The following is a 1258-nucleotide window of genomic DNA, read 5'->3' on the forward strand; positions in this document are numbered from 1 at the left end:
ACACGATTCCGGTGGCGGCGATGATTAAGTTCAACGATCTAATCGGCACATGGCAGCACAAGGTAAGTCGCTATATTGCGCTGACGGAGTTTGCACGGGACAAATTTGCCGAAAGCGGTATTCCGCTGGATCGTATCGCGGTAAAGCCGAATTTTATCCATCATAAAAAAGTGAAAACCCAGTATGACCCGAATGATCGTTATTTGTTGTTCGTGGGGCGGATTTCTGCTGAAAAAGGGGTTCGCAATCTGCTGCAAGCCTGGTCGCAGTTGGAAGATCGGGGGGGATTTAGACTGGTCATCATTGGGGATGGTCCGGAAAAGGCTGAATTGGCCGCTGCTTATCCGCAGGAAGATGTTCGGTTTCTCGGTAAGCAGGATGGAGACACGGTACTGGATTGCATGAGCCGAGCCATGTATGTCATGGTGCCTTCCATTTGGTATGAAGGATTTCCCATGACCATTGTAGAGTCTTTTTCTGTTGGAACCCCGGTATTATGCAGCCGGCTCGGCGCACTGGAGGAAGTCGTGGAGGACGGGGTGACGGGTTTCCATTTTCAACATGATGATTTGGAAAATATAAAGACTGTGATTCGCTGTGCAGTAGCCTATGAAAACTATGCAACTATGAGACAGAAGGTGTCGGAAAATTATGCTGCACGCTATACGGAAGAAGTGAATGTAAAGCAGCTGATGGCGATATATAGCGAGGCGATGGAGGAGCGTGATTATGAAACAGCTGCCCCAATATAGAGTCGGAAGGATTGCGGATGCAGATATTGCAGCACTTACGTTTCAGGAGACGGTACACATGCTGGAACAATGGGCAGTCGAACGAAAGGACGGCTATGTTTGTATTTGCAACACGCATTCCATTGTCACAGCCGGGAATCATTCCGGGTTCCACGAAGCGCTCACTCAAGCCGATTTGTGTACTCCGGACGGTATGCCGTTGGTATGGGCGCTTAAGCTGTACGGATTTGAGCGTCAGGATCGGGTAGATGGTCCCAGTCTGATGCTCAAGTTGTGCGAACGTGCGCCACAGACGAAGGTGAGTATATATTTTTACGGCAGTACGCCGGATACGCTGGATAGCTTAAAAGAAAGAGTAGAACAGGATTACCCCGGAATCCGCATCGCGGGCAGCTTTTCACCACCATTTCGTGAGCTTCACCCAGATGAGGAGGAGCGGATCATTGATGAAATCAATGCGTCCGGCGCGCATATCATATTCGTCAGCTTAGGCTGCCCGAAGCAGG

At 49.8% G+C, this 1258-nt stretch carries 2 protein-coding genes; both read left to right on the top strand.

The features are described 5' to 3' along the window. Positions 1–752, top strand: a 752-nt coding sequence (locus GRP75_RS27320; protein WP_160790934.1) for a glycosyltransferase family 4 protein, incomplete at its 5' end; no start/stop codon positions are given. Further along, the coding region (locus tag GRP75_RS27325) for a WecB/TagA/CpsF family glycosyltransferase (RefSeq protein ID WP_160790935.1) at positions 730–1258 on the top strand (529 nt) is incomplete at its 3' end. The genes GRP75_RS27320 and GRP75_RS27325, both read left to right, overlap by 23 nt.

It is taken from the genome of Paenibacillus sp. OT2-17 (genome assembly GCF_009827695.1).
Classification (GTDB): domain Bacteria; phylum Bacillota; class Bacilli; order Paenibacillales; family Paenibacillaceae; genus Paenibacillus; species Paenibacillus polymyxa_B.